The organism is Acinetobacter sp. CY17 (genome assembly GCF_059515825.1).
The window spans coordinates 31,504-49,722 of the sequence record NZ_JCAKMX010000009.1 but is presented as its reverse complement, the minus strand read 5'-3'; the positions used below and the strand labels follow the sequence as shown (position 1 = coordinate 49,722).

At 42.0% G+C, this 18,219-nt stretch carries 16 protein-coding genes and 1 tRNA gene; 7 read left to right on the top strand and 10 right to left on the bottom strand.

From position 1 onward, the window contains the following. Nucleotides 1-49 precede the first annotated feature (49 nt). From gatB to gatC, 3 genes are read right to left on the bottom strand one after another with little or no spacing between them, the layout of a single operon-like run. Nucleotides 50-1,525, bottom strand: coding sequence for an Asp-tRNA(Asn)/Glu-tRNA(Gln) amidotransferase subunit GatB (gene gatB, locus AC5YCI_RS08175; RefSeq protein ID WP_496129302.1), 1,476 nt, complete (start codon nt 1,523-1,525; stop codon nt 50-52). Continuing rightward, nucleotides 1,525-3,003, bottom strand: a complete 1,479-nt coding sequence (gene gatA, locus AC5YCI_RS08170) for an Asp-tRNA(Asn)/Glu-tRNA(Gln) amidotransferase subunit GatA (protein WP_496129303.1) — start codon at nt 3,001-3,003, stop codon at nt 1,525-1,527. The genes gatB and gatA overlap by 1 nt, the downstream gene beginning before the upstream one ends. 51 nt (nt 3,004-3,054) lie before the next feature. Next, entirely contained in the window at nt 3,055-3,369 is a 315-nt protein-coding gene (gene gatC / locus AC5YCI_RS08165; RefSeq protein ID WP_496129304.1) for an Asp-tRNA(Asn)/Glu-tRNA(Gln) amidotransferase subunit GatC, read from the bottom strand. Between the two features lie 132 nt (nt 3,370-3,501). On the opposite strand from gatC, the gene AC5YCI_RS08160 reads away from it, so the two are divergent. The 6 genes from AC5YCI_RS08160 (at nt 3,502) to AC5YCI_RS08135 (ending at nt 8,256) form a co-directional block, all read left to right on the top strand. After that, the gene (locus tag AC5YCI_RS08160) at nt 3,502-4,548 is read left to right on the top strand and encodes a rod shape-determining protein (RefSeq protein WP_496129305.1); all 1,047 of its coding nucleotides are present in this window, start codon (nt 3,502-3,504) and stop codon (nt 4,546-4,548) included. Between the two features lie 13 nt (nt 4,549-4,561). Next, nucleotides 4,562-5,419, top strand: coding sequence for a rod shape-determining protein MreC (gene mreC, locus AC5YCI_RS08155; protein WP_496129306.1), 858 nt, complete (start codon nt 4,562-4,564; stop codon nt 5,417-5,419). Then, nucleotides 5,406-5,897: a rod shape-determining protein MreD gene (gene mreD / locus AC5YCI_RS08150; RefSeq protein WP_496129307.1), complete on the top strand. Its 492-nt coding sequence runs from the start codon at nt 5,406-5,408 to the stop codon at nt 5,895-5,897. The genes mreC and mreD overlap by 14 nt, the downstream gene beginning before the upstream one ends. Continuing rightward, nucleotides 5,885-6,451: a Maf-like protein gene (locus AC5YCI_RS08145; protein WP_496129308.1), complete on the top strand. Its 567-nt coding sequence runs from the start codon at nt 5,885-5,887 to the stop codon at nt 6,449-6,451. The genes mreD and AC5YCI_RS08145 overlap by 13 nt, the downstream gene beginning before the upstream one ends. Nucleotides 6,452-6,493: 42 nt before the next feature. Continuing rightward, nucleotides 6,494-7,948 (top strand): ribonuclease G, encoded by a 1,455-nt coding sequence (gene rng, locus AC5YCI_RS08140; protein ID WP_496175430.1) that lies wholly within the window; start codon nt 6,494-6,496, stop codon nt 7,946-7,948. A 131-nt stretch (nt 7,949-8,079) separates the two neighbouring features. Further along, nucleotides 8,080-8,256, top strand: coding sequence for a PA1571 family protein (locus AC5YCI_RS08135; RefSeq protein ID WP_496129310.1), 177 nt, complete (start codon nt 8,080-8,082; stop codon nt 8,254-8,256). A gap of 54 nt (nt 8,257-8,310) precedes the next feature. Here AC5YCI_RS08135 and AC5YCI_RS08130 read toward each other — a convergent pair whose 3' ends face one another. Both AC5YCI_RS08130 and AC5YCI_RS08125 read right to left on the bottom strand, forming a co-directional pair. Then, nucleotides 8,311-9,714 carry a WS/DGAT/MGAT family O-acyltransferase gene (locus tag AC5YCI_RS08130; RefSeq protein ID WP_496129311.1) on the bottom strand — a complete coding sequence of 468 codons (1,404 nt, stop codon included), beginning with the start codon at nt 9,712-9,714 and terminating at the stop codon, nt 8,311-8,313. A gap of 140 nt (nt 9,715-9,854) precedes the next feature. Continuing rightward, a complete protein-coding gene (locus AC5YCI_RS08125; RefSeq protein WP_496129312.1) occupies nt 9,855-10,586 on the bottom strand; it encodes a phosphoadenylyl-sulfate reductase in 732 nt (243 codons plus the stop codon). A 198-nt stretch (nt 10,587-10,784) separates the two neighbouring features. Between AC5YCI_RS08125 and thrH the strand changes: the two genes are divergently transcribed. Continuing rightward, nucleotides 10,785-11,408 carry a bifunctional phosphoserine phosphatase/homoserine phosphotransferase ThrH gene (gene thrH / locus AC5YCI_RS08120; protein ID WP_496129313.1) on the top strand — a complete coding sequence of 208 codons (624 nt, stop codon included), beginning with the start codon at nt 10,785-10,787 and terminating at the stop codon, nt 11,406-11,408. Nucleotides 11,409-11,592: 184 nt separating this feature from the next. On the opposite strand, the gene AC5YCI_RS08115 is transcribed toward thrH, so the two are convergent. The 5 genes from AC5YCI_RS08115 to AC5YCI_RS08095 all read right to left on the bottom strand — a co-directional run bounded on the left by AC5YCI_RS08115 (nt 11,593) and on the right by AC5YCI_RS08095 (nt 18,009). Then, nucleotides 11,593-12,768 carry an OmpP1/FadL family transporter gene (locus AC5YCI_RS08115; protein WP_496129314.1) on the bottom strand — a complete coding sequence of 392 codons (1,176 nt, stop codon included), beginning with the start codon at nt 12,766-12,768 and terminating at the stop codon, nt 11,593-11,595. Between the two features lie 316 nt (nt 12,769-13,084). After that, the gene (locus AC5YCI_RS08110) at nt 13,085-14,452 is read right to left on the bottom strand and encodes an OmpP1/FadL family transporter (RefSeq protein WP_496129315.1); all 1,368 of its coding nucleotides are present in this window, start codon (nt 14,450-14,452) and stop codon (nt 13,085-13,087) included. Between the two features lie 158 nt (nt 14,453-14,610). Further along, complete coding sequence (locus AC5YCI_RS08105; protein ID WP_496129316.1) at nt 14,611-16,368, bottom strand: hypothetical protein; 1,758 nt, start codon at nt 16,366-16,368, stop codon at nt 14,611-14,613. A gap of 130 nt (nt 16,369-16,498) precedes the next feature. Then, nucleotides 16,499-16,574: transfer RNA gene (locus AC5YCI_RS08100), tRNA-Arg, on the bottom strand. Between the two features lie 76 nt (nt 16,575-16,650). Continuing rightward, nucleotides 16,651-18,009 (bottom strand): amino acid permease, encoded by a 1,359-nt coding sequence (locus AC5YCI_RS08095; protein WP_496129317.1) that lies wholly within the window; start codon nt 18,007-18,009, stop codon nt 16,651-16,653. Between the last annotated feature and the right edge of the window lie 210 nt (nt 18,010-18,219).

The following is an 18,219-nucleotide window of genomic DNA, read 5'->3' as shown; positions in this document are numbered from 1 at the left end:
GCATTCAGCGAGGTTTTTATAACACAAAATCAATTGATTAGCGAATAAATCAACCAATCAATTTCTTCATTAATTCATTGACTTGCGCAGGGTTGGCTTTACCTTTTGCTGCTTTCATCACTTGACCAACAAGACCGTTAAAGGCTTTCTCTTTACCAGATTTAAACTCTTCAACCATCTTCTCGTTAGCAGCAAGTACGTCTTTAATAATCGCTTCAATTGCGCCTGTATCAGTTTCCTGTTTCAAGCCTTTTTCCGCAATAATCTGGTCCGCAGTTTTGCCTTCTTCCCACATAAAGCCGAAGACTTGTTTTGCGATCTTGCCGTTAATCGTGTTGTCCACAATACGTGCAATCATACCGCCAAGTTTTTCAGCAGATACAGGAGAATCAGCTAACTCTAAGCCTGCTTTGTTTAAAGCACCTGAGAATTCACCCATTACCCAGTTAGCCGCAATTTTACCTTGTGCAGCACCGCCCGCAGCCTTAACCACTTCTTCATAAAACTCTGACATTTCACGCGTCAGTGTTAAAACGTGCGCATCGTACTCAGTCACACCAAAGTCCGCTACAAAACGCGCACGGCGTGCAGCAGGAAGCTCAGGAAGGGCAGCGCGTGCCGCTTCAATTTGCTCATCTGCAATGATCACAGGTAGAAGATCAGGATCTGGGAAGTAGCGGTAATCGTTCGCTTCTTCTTTCGAACGCATCGAACGCGTTTCCATTTTCACAGGGTCAAACAAACGCGTTTCTTGGTCGATGGTGCCATCCCATTCCAAGATTTCCATTTGACGTTCAATTTCAACATTGATCGCTTGTTCAATGAAACGGAATGAGTTGAGGTTTTTCAATTCACAACGTGTACCAAATGGTTGACCCGGACGACGTAAAGACACGTTACAGTCAGCACGGAATGAACCTTCCGCCATGTTACCGTCAGAAATACCTAACCAACGTACAAGGGTGTGAATCGCTTTAATGTAGGCAACTGCTTCTTCAACCGAACGCATATCTGGTTCAGATACGATCTCAAGTAAAGGTGTGCCTGCACGGTTTAAGTCGATGCCTGACATGCCTTCGAATTGGTCATGGATGGATTTACCAGCATCTTCCTCAAGGTGGGCACGGGTTACGCCAATGCGTTTTACTGTGCCATCTTCAAGTTGGATATCGATATGACCCAAGCCCACAATCGGGTTGTCCATTTGGCTGATTTGGTAGCCTTTTGGCGAGTCAGGGTAGAAATAGTTTTTACGTGCAAATACTGATGCTTGATCAATATACGCATCAATACCTAAACCAAAGCGAATGGCAAGGTCAACCACTTCTTTGTTGAGTACAGGCAATACGCCCGGCATTGCAAGGTCAACAAGGCTGGCTTGCGTGTTTGGATCATTACCAAAAACAGTCGATGAACCTGAGAAAATTTTGGTGTTGGTGGCAAGCTGAGTGTGAATCTCAATACCAATAACCACTTCCCAACCGTCAATTAAGTTTGACTTTGGTTTTGCAGCGTTCTTCGCCATTATGCGTTCTCCTCAGCAATTGCAGCGCGTTTAGTGTGCCAATCGGTTGCTTGTTGATACTGATGTACTACAGACAACAATTGCGATTCTGACCAGTAGTTACCAATCAGCTGTAAGCCAACCGGTAAGTTATTTGCGTCAAAACCAACAGGCGCGTTAATGGCAGGTAGACCGGCTAAGTTCACTGCGATGGTGTAGATATCACCTAAGTACATTTCAACAGGTGACAAGTTTGCACCAATCTTATATGCCGTGGTTGGTGCAGCAGGGGCAGCAATCACATCGACATTTTCAAATGCTTTTAAGAAATCTTGTTGAATTAAACGACGTACTTTTTGTGCTTTCACGTAGTATGCATCGTAATAACCCGCAGACAGCGCGTAAGTACCAATTAAAATACGTTGCTGAACTTCTTTACCAAAACCTTCTGAACGTGAACGTTTGTATAAATCCATTAAATCCACAGGATTTTCACAGCGGTAGCCATAACGCACGCCGTCAAAACGTGACAAGTTAGACGATGCTTCAGCAGGTGCGATTAAGTAATAGGTTGGTACGTAGCTTTCGGTCATGGTCAGATCAATCTCAACCAAAGTCGCGCCCATCTCTTCTAACTTTTTCAGTGATTCTTCAACACGCGCTTTAACGTCAGCTGCTAAACCTTCGACGTTAAAGTACTGTTTAGGAATACCAATACGTAAACCTTTAACCGATGTGCCGTTGAGGTTCGCTACGTAATCATCAACTTCTTTGTCTACAGAGGTTGAGTCTTTGGCATCATGACCTGCCATTACGTTCATAAGATAAGCACAGTCTTCAGCCGAGCGCGCCATTGGGCCGCCTTGATCCAGTGATGATGCATAGGCGATCATACCAAAACGTGATACGCGGCCGTAAGTTGGCTTAAGACCAGTCAAACCACAGAACGATGCAGGTTGACGGATTGAACCACCAGTATCAGTCCCTGTGGCAAACGGTGCAAGGTCAGCCGCAACTGCTGCCGCAGAACCACCTGAAGAACCACCCGGAACATGGTTTAAGTTCCATGGGTTGGCAGTTGCGCCATAGAATGGGTTTTCTGAGGTAGAACCCATGGCAAACTCGTCCATGTTGACTTTACCTAAAGTCACAAGACCCGCAGCTTTAGCCTTTGCCACGACAGTCGCATCATAAGGCGAGATAAAGTTATCCAGCATTTTAGAACCAGCAGTGGTTTTAATGCCTTGGGTACAGAAAATATCTTTATGGGCAATGGGTACACCCGTTAACACATTGGCACCACCTGCGCGGCGTAGTGCATCGGCAGCATCGGCATCTGCTAATGCTTGCTTAGCGGTCACAGTCACATATGATTTGACTTGTGCATCGATTTTTTCAATGCGTTTTAAATAATGTTCGGTAATTTCGCGTGATGAAAACTGAGCATTGGCTAAACCTTCAGTCAGTTCACGAATCGATAAACGATGTAAATCAGTCATGAGAGAAAAATCTTCACTAAAATGTAAGAAAAAGCTTGAGATGAATCAGAATTATTCAATGACGCGTGGTACAAGATATAGACCCGCTTCTACAGCAGGAGCAACAGCTTGATATTCTTCACGATGATTGCTTTCAGAAACTTCATCAACGCGTAGGGGTTGCGGATGGTCAAATGGGCTTTTTAGTGGCTCAACACCATCGGTATTGATCTCTTTGAGTGATTCCATCATGCCTAAAATTTTATTTAAACTTTGAGCATATTCAGCAGATTGCGTATCATTAAGCGATAATCTTGCGAGATGGGCAATTGCTGAAACTGTTTGTGCATTTAAATCTGCAGAATGCTGAGCATCCGATGTCGACATAACATCACCTCATCAGTATTAAAAATTTTCAAAATATCGTGCGTTATAATAAGCGATTGACTTGTTCAAAGCATCACATTTAGTTAAAGTTGCCCACTTGCGTCCACATAAAGTTTAATTGAGAACGTCCCCGTGATTCTAAAACGACTAATTGGCTTGTTTTCGCCTGATCTGGCCATTGACTTAGGTACAGCGAATACCCTTATTTATGCACCAGGACGCGGCATTATCTTAAATGAACCAACCGTCGTGGCGATTCGTCACAGTGGTTCACAAAAAATTGTTGCCGCCGTAGGTCTTGATGCGAAACAAATGCTTGGTCGTACTCCTGCAAACATCTCAGCCATCCGTCCAATGAAAGACGGTGTGATTGCTGACTTTGAAGTAACCGAGACCATGCTCAACCAATTTATTGGTAAAGTGCATGAAAAGCGTTTATTCCCACCTGCGCCACGCGTTGTGGTGTGTGTACCGTGTAAATCGACATTGGTTGAACGCCGTGCGATTCGTGAGGCGGTATTTAATGCAGGTGCGCGCGATGTACGTTTAATTGAAGAACCAATGGCTGCGGCAATTGGTGCTGGTATGCCAGTTGAGCAAGCGTGTGGTTCAATGGTCGTTGATGTTGGTGGTGGTACAACTGAAATCGCGATTATTTCCTTACAAGGCTGTGTGTATGCGGATTCGCTGCGTATTGGTGGTGATGTGTTTGATGAACAGATCATTAATTATGTACGTAAAGCGCATGGCTGTGTGATTGGTGAGACAACAGCAGAAACCATTAAAAAAGAAGTCGGTATGGCATTGCCAGATGAAGGCGCCAAAGCACTTGAAATTGAAGTGCGCGGTCGTAACTTGGCAGAGGGTGTACCACGCGCCATTAAAGTGACTTCAACAGAAGTGACTCAAGCGATTGCGGATCCGCTGCAAAGTATTGTCTCTGCGGTGAAATCAGCACTTGAACAAACCCCGCCGGAATTATCTTCAGATATTGCAGAGCGCGGTATTGTGTTAACCGGTGGTGGTGCTTTACTTCGTAACCTTGACAAGATGTTGGCGCAAGAAACAGGTTTACCTGTGGTTGTGGCAGAAGATCCACTGACTTGTGTGACACGTGGTGGTGGTAAAGTGCTTGAATTCTTTGATAACCCAAATCACGATATGTTATTCGTTGGCTAAAAGGACCTAGGCGGTGCAAGCAAATCTGTTTTCCAGACAGCCGCCATCTTTTCGCTCATTTATCATTGCGGTCATCACATGTTTGGTTGTGCTGTTTTTAAACTGGCGCGTGCCACATGTGATTCAGCCCGCAAGAGATGTCTTGTATGCGGCATATAATCCGATTTATGCCTTAGCAAGTTATCCCGTGTTATCGCGAGAGTGGCTCACTCAACAAACCAAGTCTGAAGCACAACTGCGTCGTGAAAATACTGCGATGCAGGCGGAGCTGTTACAGGCGCAAGTGCGTTTGCAAAAATTATCTGAACTTTCTGCTGAAAATACCCGTTTACGTGGCTTGATTGATACGCCTCTGATTATTGATGGACGTATGGAAATTGCTGAAGTGATAGGTACAGATGCTGATCCTTTACGCCATATTATTGTCATTAATCGTGGTTCGACCAGTGACTTAAAAGTCGGTCAAACGGTGCTCGATGATAAAGGCATTATGGGGCAAGTGGTGGCCGTGTATCCGCATAGTAGTCGTGTCATGTTATTGTCAGATAAAGAACATGCCTTATCGGTACGACTAGAGCGCAGTGGAATTCGTGCCATTGTCAGTGGTAAAGGCGATTTAGCCCAGCTGAAAATGGAATACGTACCCACCAGTGCAGACGTTAAAGTTGGAGAAAAAGTCTATAGCTCAGGCTTAGGCGCACATTTTCCAGCCGGTTATTTGGTCGGTACAGTACAAAAAGTGAGTCGCCATAACAGTGGTGAATTTGCTCAAATTGATATTAAACCAGCCGCACAGCTTGGTGGAGGTCAACACGTCGTGGTCTTGTTCTCTGATTCACTGGCGATGGAGCAACCGCATGTCGCTCAATAGATTCAATCCACAGGCTAAAAAAGATCCTCTGATTGCCATTATTGTATCGGTGATCGTGGCATCAGTGCTGATCGTTTATCCGCTGTCTTATAGCACCTCAGGTTGGCGACCAGAATATATGCTGTTGGTGGTGATGTTTTGGGTCATGTGTCAGCCAACGTGGTGTGGCGTATGGTTTGCCTTTGCCACAGGTATGTTTTTAGACTTACTGGTCGGCTCACCTCTGGGCTTAAATGCTTTAAGCTTTGTGTTGACGACCTTTGTCACACGTTTTTTAATCCGTGAAAAACGGATTTTAACCTTTTTACATATTTGGATTATTGCAAGCTTGGCCACCACTGCACATTTACTCTTACAATGGTTTATGCAGGTCATGGGTGGGCTTGATTTTGCTTTAGCGCGACACTGGCAGCCTTTACTGACTAGTATTGCAGTATTTCCATTGATTTATGCTGTACTGAAACGATGGCGCATTTAATTTTAGCGTCGAGCTCACCGCGGCGCCGCGAGTTATTAAGCCAATTGGGCTTAAACTTTGAGGTTTATAGCCCTGACATTGATGAATCTGTGTTGGCAGGGGAAGATGTCGCCCACTATGTGGAGCGTTTGGCGCGTGCTAAAGCACAGGCTGTGTTGGCTCGTTTTCCTGATGCTTTAGTCATTGCCGCGGACACATCGCTCGGTGTCGATGGGAAAATTTTAGGAAAACCTGAATCGAAAGCACATGCATTTGCCATGTGGCAGATGATCTCTGATCGTAAACATGACGTGTTTTCAGGTGTTTGCGTTAGTACAAAACAACAAATTTCCAGTATAGTGGTACGTACCCAAGTTGAATTTCAACACTTAAGTCCAAAAGATATGGAAGACTATTGGGCCACAGGTGAACCGCTTGGTAAGGCGGGTGGCTATGCAATTCAAGGCATTGCGGCACGTTATATTCCAAGTATACAAGGCAGTTATAGCAATGTCGTAGGTTTGCCTTTACATGAAACAGTACAGTTATTAACAGCGTTTAAGGCATTAAATTAAACACTGCGCAAAAAGAATTTTTATAATGTTTTGAGTTTTATTATGTCTGACGAATTATTAATTAACGTCACCCCGATGGAATGTCGGGTGGCGTTAATTGAAAATGGTACCGTCAATGAGTTATTCGTTGAACGTACTGCCAAACGTGGTTTGGTCGGCAATATTTATAAAGGCAAAGTGGTACGTGTATTGCCGGGTATGCAAGCTGCATTTGTAGATATTGGTTTATCACGGACCGCATTTTTACATATCAACGATATGGTATGGCCACGTCAGCAGCCAACCCCCAATGTCTTTGAACTATTACAGCCCGGGCAAATTCTGACTGTCCAAGTCATGAAAGATATGCTTGGCACCAAGGGCGCACGTTTATCGACTGACCTGTCTATTCCGTCGCGTTATTTGGTGCTGATGCCGTATGGCAGTCATACCGGTGTGTCACAGCGCATTGAGGCTGAAGAAGAACGCAATCGCTTACGCGGTATTATTGAAAATATTCAAGCCGAGCATAAACTCCCGGGTTCAGTGATTGTACGTACTGCAGCCGAAGGCGTGTGTGAAGAAGATATTGCGCAAGATATGGCCTATTTGGCCAAGCTTTGGGAATATATTCAACGTAAGCAAAAAAGCATTGCAGTACCGTCGTTAATCTTTGAAGAGCTGCCACTACCACAGCGCATTATTCGTGATTTAGCCAACGAAAAAACCGCAAAAATTTATGTTGACTCACGTGAAGTCCATGGCAAGTTACAAGAGTTTGTCGCAGAATTTGTACCCATGATGCAGGATCGTTTATTGCATTATCCGGGTGAATGTCCAATCTTTGATTTATATAATGTTGAAGAAGACATTCAAAAGGCGCTACAAACCCGTGTCGCGCTAAAATCGGGTGGTTACCTCATGATCGACCAAACCGAAGCCATGACCACGATTGACGTCAATACTGGCTCTTACGTGGGTGGACGCACGCTTGAAGACACTGTGTTTAAAACCAACATGGAAGCCACACAGGTCATTGCCCGTCAGTTACGCTTACGTAATTTAGGTGGCATCATCATTATTGACTTTATTGATATGCAAGAAGCGCAGCATCGTGAAGAAGTGATGAACCAGTTTGAGCAGATGTTAGAGCGTGATCATGCCAAAACCAAAATTACCCAAGTCTCGGAATTGGGTTTGGTGGAAATGACGCGGAAACGTACCCGTGAATCTTTAGAGCACTTATTATGTGAATCTTGCCCAACCTGTCAGGGGCGTGGTTACATCAAAACAGCGGAATCAGTGTGTTACGAAATCTTTCGAGAGATTCTACGTTATACCCGTGCTTTTAGTTCGCAGATTGGCTTTACTGTCGTTGCCCATCCTTTGGTGATTGATCGCTTACTCACCATTGAAGCGCCAGCAGTAGCGGATCTAGAGCATTTCATTAATCGGGTGATTAAATTCCAAGTCGAAAATTTATATACGCAAGAGCAATACGATATCATTTTAAACTGAAATTGTAACAGGATGTCGTTAAACACTTGTTACATCTGATATTTTACTTTCTGCTCCATCTTGCTCAATATGACAGTACAAGCTAGCCAAGACCGAGATGTCAAAATAACGGTCAAGCAAACGAGGTCAGTATGGGAATGAGTAAAGTCATAATGCAAGCAAGTGTTCAACATCATCCAAGCCAGCATAAAAACACCCACCATGCCTACATGGTGGACGAACAAGGTAAAGAAGTACAAATTACAACAGCAATGGTGCGTTCAGTGTGTCATCAACTATTGCAACAATGTCGAATGATTAAAAATTAAGGGGCTAAATTAGCCCCTTAATCTTGTAAATTTATTGGCAATTTCTACCAATTACTAGCTAACTTCCTGCAAGCCTACCTTAACTAGGGCTTCAGTTTGGGGATGTTCAATTAAGGCTTCAAAGCAGGCAATTTCATCTTCTAAATGAGTGATTAAATTCTGCATTTTAGGCACTGCGTTACGACAGGCCGTTAAGCCCACTTCAAGCTTACCCATATAACTGGTCATGGTAATATTGAGGGCTTGGCCATCTAAAACAATGGAAGCCGGATAGATAGCATCAAGACGTGCGCCATTCCAATACAGTGCTTCTGTTGGGCCGGGTAAGTTAGAAATCACCAAGTTAAAGGCTTGGCGTTTAGGTAATAGTCCTGAAATAATATTTAAGCCAGCAGGGCTATAGACACAGGCGCTATAACTTAAAATTTGATCACTACTCATGCGTTTAAAGCGTTGTTTAGCATTCATTACACTGCGTCGAATGGTATTTAAACGTGCCAGTGGCTCAGCTTGATGGGTAGCTAAATTGGCCAAAATCATGGTAATACGATTAGAGGTGTCGGAATCATCATTGCGTACAGAGACTGGCACCATGGCAATCATCGGCTTGGCTGGCAGTGCATTTTGACTGAGTAAATATTCACGTAAAGCACCTGAACAGATTGCCAATACCACATCATTAATCGTCACATTTAAGGCCTTGGCAATACCACGTAAGCGCTCTAACTCAAAAGATTGTGCAGCAAAACGGCGTGAGGCACTTACACGTTGATTAAAAATAGTGGTCGGGGCTTGGAAACTCGATACATAATCAGGATGATGATTTTTCTTATCTTTAAACGCCGAAACCAACTCTGCCATGACTTTAGGGGTGGCTTTACATTGGCTTTGTAAGAGATGGGCCAATTTTTTAATTTTACTGCTGGGCGGTTCAGGGTTTTTAAGACGTTTAGCACGGCGACTTTCCACGCACCATGGCGCAATAATGCCTTTGGTTTGTGGATCATGGGCAAAAGATTTTTCTAATAGACGCATACCTGCTACGCCATCGGTCATGGCATGATGGATTTTAAAGTACATGGCAAAACGATTGCCTTCAATCCCTTCAATAATATGGCAGGTCCAAAGCGGTTTAGCGCGATCAATTAAGCTGCTATGTTCTTGAGAAATATAGCTTAACAGTTCGCGAATACGCCCAGGATGTGGCAGGGCAATATGGCGAAAGTGATGTTCTAAATCAAATTCAGCATCATCATCCCAAAATAGGCCATTGAGCTTATTGGTAAAAGGGGGCACAGGAATACTTTTTTCATGTCGAATATCAGCCACTAAATCCTGAATAAAGGTGGAGGGTGCATCTTCTGGAATTTGAAATAAAAATAATCCCCCAACGTGCATGGGCTGCTGGCGTTTTTCTAAAGATAAAAAGAGTAAATCAATGGGATGTAAGGGACGCATATCCGGTTGCCTCGTATTTTTAAATTACTTTTTAGAGTTATGACGTGTTTTAAATCGAATTATATAAGTGATTGTAATTAAAAAAAATACTTTATCAATCTTTGTTTAAAAAAAAGCCACTGCAGGCAGTGGCGAGTTAGTTATTTTAGATTTCCGGCATGTAGACCACATTCTTTATGCGTGGCTTCTTCCCACCACCAACGACCTTCACGTTCATGTTGGTTGGGTAAAACAGGACGAGTACATGGTTCACAGCCAATCGAAATAAACCCTTTTTCATGTAAGGCATTATATGGAATTTCCATTAAACGAATATAGTTCCACACATCGCTACTTGACCAATTGGCAAGTGGGTTGTATTTAATCAATTGTTTACCTGGACCTGAAAAACCAACATCTGCTTGTACTACAGGAATTTCGTTACGTGTACCTGGGCTTTGGTCTTTGCGTTGACCTGTAATCCAACCGTCTAAAGTGGCTAATTTTTTACGTAACGGTGCGACCTTACGTACTCCGCAGCATTCTTTATGGCCATCCACAAAAAAGCTAAACATGCCTTTTTGAGTGACTAGCTGTTGTACGGTTTGACTTTCTGGGAAGCAGATTTCAATTTCAATCCCGTAATGTTGACGCACTTTATCAATAAATTGATAAGTTTCAGGGTGCAGGCGACCAGTGTCTAAACTAAATACGCGAAAAGGCTTACCTAAGTTAGCAGCCATATCAATCAATACGACGTCTTCGGCACCAGAGAAAGAAATGGCAATATCACCTTGTTGTTCAAGCGCAAGCGCCATAATTTCAAAAGGCGATTTTTCTGCATATTCGGCCGCAAGGGCATCAACTAAATCAATAGTGGGGATGGTTGTCATGAGCGTTCCTGGCAAATAGGCTTGGGCACTTCAAAACCTATATAACTTGATTGGTAAAATATTCTAATCCAATTGAATTTATCTGCTTAGCACTAAAAATGAGATCGTTATGAATTAAATAGATTTAAAAAAACAACAAAAATGGCCTTAGGTTTTGGCTATTATAACTTGATTGAAGGCTAAAACTGGGGAAAGTACATGGAAGTGGTGTGTTTGGATCTTGAAGGGGTACTGGTGCCAGAAATTTGGATCAGTTTTGCTAAACATACCGGCATTGCTGAATTTGCAGCCACCACCCGCGATATTGCCGATTACGATGTGCTCATGCAACAGCGCCTTCATTTGCTTCACCAACATGGGTTTAAATTACAAGACGTACAAGCAGTGATTGCACAAATGCAGCCTTTTGATGGTGCCAGAGCTTTTTTAGATGAGTTACGTTTGCATTTTCAAGTGATTATTTTATCGGATACTTTTTATGAGTTTGCTCAGCCTCTGATGCAGCAACTGGGCTATCCAAGCTTATTTTGTCATCAATTAAAGGTCGATCCGACAGGTATTATTGTTGATTATCAATTGCGTCAAGCCGATCAAAAAACACAAGCAGTGAAGGCATTACATGATTTAAATTTTCGAGTACTGGCAGCAGGTGATTCCTATAATGACATTGGCATGCTCAGTGAAGCTGAGGTGGGTTTTTTATTTGAAGCACCGCAACATGTCATTGCGCAATTTCCGCAGTTTAGAGCGATTTATGGCTTTGATGCGCTGAAACAAGCCTTGATTCAAGCTTCAGTGCGGCAGATTACCAGCGTCTCGTAAAGTGGTAAGCCTTTATACATAAGCCTAGTAACTTGCATGCTAACAATAGATTTAATATTTCCCTGATGCTTTAAAATACTCAGTTTAAATCAGGAATTTTTTTAATTGAAGGTCAAAACATCGGGGATTAATTGTTATTGCAGGGGGATAAAAAAACCGGATCACGAGGATCCGGCATATTCAGTTAGAAACGGTAGCCAATTTTCATACCGTAACCAATGGCATGGTTATCTGAGAATTCACCGACTGCATTACCACCCGTTTGCGCGGTTGCATCTCCTAACCAGAAGTATTTTACTCCACCTTGGATAAAGTAATGTTCGGCAGGGCTATATTGACCGCCTAGACCTACGCTCCAATAGCCTTCTGTTGGGCCTAAAGTCGTGACTGGGTTACCCGCACCAGAGTCATAACCAACAGAGACATTGCCGGCCCATTTGGTATTAAATTTATGACCCACGCCGACATTGGCTGACCATTGATCATCTGAATAATCAATCAGATTTTGATTCACCAAAGGATGGCTCATCAACTCTGGGCGAACCACAAAGTTATCCCAATGTACCCAGCGTAGATTAGCAAAGGCCAAAGTATCAGCCGCAATACCCATTTGGAAATCCACATTCACCGATTGAGGGGTGATCGCTTCAACACGACTCACCACTTGGCTTAAATCAACACCATTTGGAAACAAGGGATGGTAGCCTGCAGGAAGTTGCGGAATGCTTGAGGTTTCTGTTGTATTGGCTTTATGTTTAATTTCAGAACGATACGTTACTGCAGCTTTTAAAGCGATTTCAGGGATTTGATACGCAAAACCAGCAAGCCAACCAAAAGCAGGTTCTTGATCTACTTTAATATTGTAGTTACCAAGTTTTGCAGCACCGCCATAGGCTGCACCACGTAACTGAATATCCGCTTCTACAGTTTGCCACACTGGACCTGCATAAAAGTTCCAATTTTCATTGGGTTGATAGCCCATTAATGCGGTTAAGTTATTGGTACGTACTTCAACGGTTGTCCCTTGTGTACCATCACCAAACATAAAGTTATCGGCTGCGTAGCTAGCATCAGCACCATAAGGCTGATCGTAAATCAAACCCAAAGAAATGTGATCAGTGGCTTGAACTTTTACTGCAGCAGAAGGGAAGTAGTAATCATCTGCCATATCGCTGACCGGTTTTTGATCGCGACCTTGACCTTCTACAGTCGGATCAAGAACTGAAAGCCCTGCTTCTGCATAGTTGCCTGGTTGTAAAAATGCAGCAATCGATTGACCAGAACGATCTAGACCAGCAGCAAAAGTGGTCAACGGCAACGCAGTCAATAGCACTGCTGCAGACAATACAGAAAGCTTCATAGCTTCAGTCCTTGATAAAAGCGGTAAGTAAATTTTGTTGGAAAATTACCACAATTAAAAAAAGAGTAAATGCTTTAAATTAGCTAAATTCGGTGAAATTTGTACAAAATGACATATTATTGTTAATAAATGACATATATGTAAATTTATATCTATATGATTTAAAACGTTAAAAAAAATAAAAAATAAATTGCATTGGCTGAAATGACATTAAAAACTTAAATGCTTTAAATTTGATCAATTAATTTATAAGTGTATAAAAATACCGAATTTAGTCAGCACTAAATTCGGTCTTGTTAAAAAATGTTTCTAAATTTTAGAAGCGATGGCCAATTTTTAAACCATAGGCCAATGCGTCATTGTCATTAAACTGGCCTGCAGGTGAGTGAGCGCCGGTTTGCGCTTTAGCATCACCAAGCCATAGATATTTGACCCCGCCTGCAATAAACGATTTTGGTGTTGGGCTATATTGTAAGCCTAAGCCCACATTCCAAAAACCTTCGGTCGGGCCCAAGGTGGTTACGGGATTACCTGCGCCAGAATCCCAGCCCACAGATACATTTCCTGCCCATTGATCATTCATCTTACGCCCGACACCTACGTTTGCCGACCATTGATCTTTGGAGTAATCGACTAAATTAAAACCATCGGGTTTGCCAAGACTAGGTAATAAATTTCCGGCCAGCTGCGATAATTGTCCAAACTGGTAAGGTTGCATAGAGAAATCTTTCCAATTGACCCAGCGCACATTGGCAAAAGCCACCGTATCCGCCATGATACCGGTTTGGAAATCTAGATTAACCGATTGAGGAGTGGTCACTTTACTTTGGCCGGATTGACCTAAAGCTGCCACTTGCTCGGGTGTAATCAACCCTTGTGATACCAGTAAAGTTCCCATCGCAGGTACTAAAGGCATACTTTCACGTGCCGTAAATTCATGGTCAATTTCAGAACGATAGGTTACAGATGCTTTTAAAGCAATCTCAGGAATTTGATACGCAAAACCTGCCAACCAACCTACTGCGCTATCTTCTGGCACATCTAAACCATAGCCATTAAATAAGCTATAGGCATTACCACGCAAATTCACATCGGCTTTTAAGGTTTGATAAACTGCACCACCGTAGAAATTCCAGTGTTCATTGGGTTGAAAACCCACTAAAAAGTTCAAATTTTGCGTCATCACTTCAACTGAAGTGCCGCCTGTGGTGGCATTGTTGAGTGCAATCGCTACGGGTTGTCCTGTACTTGGATTAACCTGTAAGGGCGTCCCATCTGGTGCAATAAAGTTAGGTTGTCCAGTGATGACAGCTAAACCATTGGTTAAATTGCTCGGCGGTAAAATTACATCTGAGGCTGTGCTCACAAAGTTATTACGCCCGCTATATTCGGCATCAGCACCAAAAGGTTGATCATAAATTAAACCTACCGATAACTTTTCAGTTGGTTGTAATTTTAATACGGCATGTGGATAGTAGTAGTCACTGGCCATATCACCAGTATTGTTGCCTGAAATATCTTGCCCTGAAACGTTTGGATCTAAAATGCTAATCCCTGCTTCAAAGTAGTTATCTGGCTGTAAAAATCCGGCAATAGATTGACCTGAACGGTCGAGGGCTGCAGCAAAAGTGGTTAACGGTAATCCCAAAAGGCAAAGTGCGGCTGTTAACTTTTTTAATTGCATATATTCATTCCTTGTTGTGCAGTCTGAGACTGTCATCGTTTTTATTACATCAATGCTTCATGCATTTGATTCAATCTTGCCTTAAATTAGCACAGAATAAAACTGAGTAAAGTAAAAAAAATAACCGAGCATGACTGCTCGGTTAAAATGAGATTTAATTATGCAATATCATCGAGTTCGTAGTCCGACCATTTTTGACTGGCCAGTTTTAAATCAAAATCAAGATGCTGATGAATTTCTTGCAGATTGATTAAGCCGCGGTCTTCCGGCAACTGCACCAAAAGCGGTAAATGGGTAACACCGTTATCACCTACTGGAAAAGCATAATGGCGCTCTTTATGATTAATTGAAATTAACGCTTCAAACTCTAGATACACGGTTAAATTGGGGTATTGTTTGGGAATACGTATAATATCTAAATAAGCATTTTGCCGTTCATGAAACGCTTTTTCTTTTAAGGCTTGAATCTGCTCTTCAATTTTTTTAGATTTATTGAACATTTTGCCCAACAGCGATTGACCTTCTTTGTCCAAAGCACGTTGTAGCTCTTTGAGCTGGCGATAACACTCACGATATTGGTTTAAGGCGCTACGTACAGTTAAATTAAGATTGTTAATCGGCTGCAACATGATTTCATGATGTTGTGCCCAATCTTCATGAGATAACAAAGCAAATACTTGGTTACGGCGTTTTTCATGTAACGCCAGATAAGATTTTAAGCGCGCAGCAAATTGATCTGCTTGACTATCAAACATCACCGCCGCTTGGGATTGGAAGTCATAGAAATAACTAATGATGTCAGCAATCAGTTGCCGTGTGCTCATATATAAATAGTCCATTTCATCAATATGCTGGGCCTTGTGGCGCAGTGCATAATGCATGGGTTCTAAAATTTGAATGCCCAGTTCTTTTTCAAAAGCCAATAAGCGTTTTTCCACCACTTTTTCAATCACTAAACCTGATGCATCTAAGGGTTTAACTAACAGCGGTAGTAAACGTTCATTATTGACTTGTTCCAGCTGACTGACAAATTCAATCACATGCTGACCAATTTGTTTTTCAACGGTAATAATGCGCTGTACTTGCCATTGGAAAAATTGCTGATGTTCAGGCTCATTCAGATAAGCCAAATCCAATACAGCGGCATTTAAATAAATATTATCGCTTAAGGCCAAACGTTCTTCGCTTAAAAAGCGGCGGATTGAAAATGGATTGACATCGGGCTGATCACTTTGAGCTAAAGCAAAGATATAACGCGAGGTTTTAATAATTTCTAGCTGACGTAATTTTTGTTGTTCGACTAAAAACATGTGCAGGAGTGGATGCGACTGGCGTGTTAATTGTCGTCCACGCAAGGTTTTAAAATACAAATGCAGCAGCTGTTGTTTTAAAAATACTTCGCAAATAAAGCATTTCAGCATATCGGTGGTTAAACGGCGATGATTGTCAGGCAATCGAATCTCTGTTTTGGCATTGACTATACTGGCCGCGGTATAAATAAAACCATGGCGTAAGTTTAGCTTAATCTGTTGTAAGTTAAGGTTTTCTTCCACATTGGTTTTATCAAGCTGCGCGAGGATACTTTCTAAGTAATTGGCAATTTCAAAGGCATCTTGGTATTTTTCAAGTTCACTCAGCGAGTTTAAAATTTTTTGACCTAGATTTTTCATACCCGGGTGAACAATCGCTTGCACCACCAGCTCAAAATGTGCTGCAGGTGTACAGCTAAAGCGATTGTGCTCAGAATCCCATTTAATATTTTTTTTAACTAGAATCTGACGATAAATACGATCACGTTGTTCGGGATCGATGTTCTGAAAAATGTTATTTAAATTGTTTTGCCAATAGAGATCTAAATAGGGGTCAATCTGTGTAACCAATGATCTCAGTTCGTAGGGAATGTAGTCCTGTATCATCCTGAATATTATCCTTCAACACAATCGTTATTTTCATGAGAAATTGTGATGAGATTAACATAAAAAATCAGGAAAATTATACTGATAAGATCAATATTAAGTCGTAGTTGGCAAGAATAGAGGCTAAAAATGGTGCGCCTTGCGGGAGTCGAACCCACGCCGGTCACTTAGGAGGCAACTGCTCTATCCAATTAAGCTAAAGGCGCGCAAGCGATAATGTACGCCAATTTTCGCCAAAAAAAAAGTTATTGCCGGAGCAATAACTTTTTAAATATTTAACAATTAGGCTTTTTTGCCAGGTTTAAGTAATTTAAATAAAATCAGCATGCTGATAATCCAAATCGGAAGCATCAGTACTGATTCTTTAAACCCTTGCGTCCACATGATATATAAAATCACGCCAATAAAGCTTAATACTAAGATATTGCCGAACGGTGAGAAGAGAGCTGGGAACAAGGTTTTTTCGCCAGTTTTCTTCATTGCTTGAATAAACTTAAAGTGGGTTAAGCTGATCATGGCCCAGTTTAAAACCAAAGCACCTACCACAATGTAGATTAAATGACTTAAAGCATCTTCAGGGACAAAGTAGTTTAAAAGCACACACCCAAAAATTAACAGTGCTGAGAACAATACCGCTGGAATTGGAACGCCTTGTTTATTGACTTTCATAAACACTTTTGGCGCATTGCCTTGCTGCGCTAAACCAAACAGCATACGACTATTGGCATACATGCCACTGTTATATACCGATAAAGCGGCGGTTAAGATAATAAAGTTGAGCAAATGTGCTGCCCAATCAATGCCCAATTGACTGAAAATCATGACAAATGGGCTCTTATCCAAGCCGCCAAGTTCGAGCTGATTCCAAGGAACAAGTGACAATAAAATGGTTAAAGCACCCACGTAGAACACTAAAATACGAAACACCACTTGGTTAATCGCTTTAGGAATGGTCTTTTGTGGATCTTTAGCTTCAGCCGCTGCCATACCAATGAGCTCAATGCCGCCAAAAGCAAACATTAAGAAGGCCAGCATATAAAATAGACCTTCAAAACCATTGGGGAAGAAACCACCTGCAGTCCAAAGGTTGGTAAAGGATGCTGTTGAGTCTGGGCCTGCGGTCATGAGCAAGTAAATACCAAACACAATCATCGAAATGACCGCAGTCACTTTGATGATAGAGAGCCAAAACTCTGATTCACCATAAAATTTCACATTACCTAAGTTGACTAAGGTAATCACCACAAAGAAAAATAAAACCGATGCCCATGCCGGGATATGTGGCCACCAATAATTGATATATTTAGCCACGGCTGTGAGTTCTGTCATGGCCACTAAAATATATAAAATCCAGTAATTCCAGCCGGCTAAAAAGCCTGGAAATTTACCCCAGTATTTATATGCAAAATGACTAAATGAACCTGCAACGGGCTCATGAACGATCATCTCGCCCAGTTGACGCATAATTAAGAATGCAATAAAACCACCAATGGCATAGCCTAAAATGATGGAAGGACCTGCAGATTGGATGACCTGTGCGGAACCTAAAAATAAGCCAGTACCAATCGCGCCGCCCATGGCGATGAGTTGGATGTGACGGTTCTTTAAGCCACGCTGAAGTTGCGAAGACTCGTTATTCAAAGTATTCAGCCCGACAATGGATAAGTCATTTGATTGTAATAGATCACAAACAATTCGCCTAGTAGAGCGCTAATGTTGATTTTTTGTTATGCCTTGTATAAAAAAAAATCATACTTCTATTTTTTATAAATGATAGCTGAATCAATAGATTAATTTTATTGGTTGGCGAAATCCTTAAATATTGATGTTTTTAAAAGATGCTTAAATGTT

Coding starts and splice junctions, on each gene's coding strand:
- AC5YCI_RS08145 (WP_496129308.1), top strand. CDS start 5,885: ATGGCGCATTTAATTTTAGCGTCGAGCTCACCGCGGCGCCGCGAGTTA.
- AC5YCI_RS08135 (WP_496129310.1), top strand. CDS start 8,080: ATGGGAATGAGTAAAGTCATAATGCAAGCAAGTGTTCAACATCATCCA.
- AC5YCI_RS08110 (WP_496129315.1), bottom strand. CDS start 14,452: ATGCAATTAAAAAAGTTAACAGCCGCACTTTGCCTTTTGGGATTACCG.
- rng (WP_496175430.1), top strand. CDS start 6,494: ATGTCTGACGAATTATTAATTAACGTCACCCCGATGGAATGTCGGGTG.
- gatB (WP_496129302.1), bottom strand. CDS start 1,525: ATGGCGAAGAACGCTGCAAAACCAAAGTCAAACTTAATTGACGGTTGG.
- AC5YCI_RS08115 (WP_496129314.1), bottom strand. CDS start 12,768: ATGAAGCTTTCTGTATTGTCTGCAGCAGTGCTATTGACTGCGTTGCCG.
- gatC (WP_496129304.1), bottom strand. CDS start 3,369: ATGTCGACATCGGATGCTCAGCATTCTGCAGATTTAAATGCACAAACA.
- gatA (WP_496129303.1), bottom strand. CDS start 3,003: ATGACTGATTTACATCGTTTATCGATTCGTGAACTGACTGAAGGTTTA.
- AC5YCI_RS08125 (WP_496129312.1), bottom strand. CDS start 10,586: ATGACAACCATCCCCACTATTGATTTAGTTGATGCCCTTGCGGCCGAA.
- AC5YCI_RS08105 (WP_496129316.1), bottom strand. CDS start 16,368: ATGATACAGGACTACATTCCCTACGAACTGAGATCATTGGTTACACAG.
- AC5YCI_RS08130 (WP_496129311.1), bottom strand. CDS start 9,714: ATGCGTCCCTTACATCCCATTGATTTACTCTTTTTATCTTTAGAAAAA.
- thrH (WP_496129313.1), top strand. CDS start 10,785: ATGGAAGTGGTGTGTTTGGATCTTGAAGGGGTACTGGTGCCAGAAATT.
- mreD (WP_496129307.1), top strand. CDS start 5,406: ATGTCGCTCAATAGATTCAATCCACAGGCTAAAAAAGATCCTCTGATT.